We start from the raw sequence: 1221 nt of genomic DNA on the forward strand, positions 1-1221 counted from the left end.
TACTCAATCAGCATGGCGAAGTCGGCAACCTCACCGTCTTCGGTGGCGCCGCGGAAGGCGTTCACGTTCTGCCCAAGCAGCATGATTTCCTTCACGCCTTGCGCGGCCAGGCCTGCGACTTCGGTCAGCACGTCTTCAAAGCGGCGCGATACTTCCTCGCCGCGGGTGTAGGGCACCACGCAATAGGAGCAGTATTTGCTGCAGCCTTCCATGATGGAGACGTAAGCGAACGCCCCTTCCACGTGGGCCGGCGGCAGGTGGTCGAACTTTTCGATTTCCGGGAAGCTGATGTCGACTTGCGGCTTGCCACTGTGGCGGCGCAGTTCGATCATCTTCGGCAAGCGGTGCAAGGTCTGCGGGCCGAATACCAGATCGACCGTCGGCGCGCGCTTGACGATGGCATCGCCTTCCTGCGACGCAACGCAGCCGCCGACGCCGATCAGCAATTCAGGCTTGGCTTCTTTCAGCTTGCGGAAGATACCCAGGTCGGAAAACACCTTCTCCTGCGCTTTTTCGCGCACGGAACAGGTGTTCAGGAGGATAACGTCGGCTTCTTCCGGGGAGTCGGTGCGTACCAGTCCGTCGGACGCGCCGAGTACGTCTGCCATCTTGTCCGAGTCGTACTCGTTCATCTGGCAGCCGAAGGTCTTGATAAATACTTTTTTCTGCATAGTGGAAGTTTACCGTAAATCGGGAACGCCCTTGAAATTGGGGGAAGTGCGCCCTAGAGTAAAAAGAGCAACTTCTCTCTGGAGCCTGCCATGCCTGTGAATTCCGTCAACAGCAGCACCAACGCCGCCAATCTGCTGCAGCAAACCAATGATGCGGCGGCACAGCGCCGTCTGGAAGAACAGCGTCAGCAACGGATCGAGGAACAGCAGCAGCGCGACCAGCAGCTGCAGCGCGCAGAGCGGGAGCGGACTCAGTTGCAGGAAACCCGCCGCAGCGAGCAGGCACAGCAGACGGAACAGCAGGACTTTCTGACCCTTCAGCAATTGCGTTCGCAGAGCGCTAACGAGAACCGCAGCGGTCCCGGAACCCCGGCGCCCGGCAGCAATGTCAATGTCACGGCATAAGCCGCTGTATTTGTAACAATTTCCCCACAGTTCTTTCGTGCGCCACAGGATGTTTCCCTGTGTTGAAATGGCTTTGTTGTCAAGATTTTAGGCGAAACATTGCATATCGTTGAGATTGATTAATGTTCGCTTGAGACAGCTTGGC

Annotated in this window: 2 protein-coding genes; one reads left to right on the forward strand and one right to left on the reverse strand. The window is 57.6% G+C overall.

All coding sequences use genetic code 11. From position 1 onward, the window contains the following. A partial coding sequence (locus AB4Z11_RS32105) for a radical SAM protein (RefSeq protein WP_442030280.1) occupies nt 1-671 on the reverse strand: 671 nt, incomplete at its 3' end. Between the two features lie 90 nt (nt 672-761). Here AB4Z11_RS32105 and AB4Z11_RS32110 point away from each other — a divergent pair. Beyond that, nucleotides 762-1076: a hypothetical protein gene (locus AB4Z11_RS32110; protein ID WP_442030282.1), complete on the forward strand. Its 315-nt coding sequence runs from the start codon at nt 762-764 to the stop codon at nt 1074-1076. The last annotated feature ends 145 nt before the right edge of the window (nt 1077-1221 follow it).

The sequence above is a fragment of the Pseudoduganella sp. RAF53_2 genome (genome assembly GCF_052113985.1).
Lineage (GTDB): Bacteria > Pseudomonadota > Gammaproteobacteria > Burkholderiales > Burkholderiaceae_D > Rugamonas.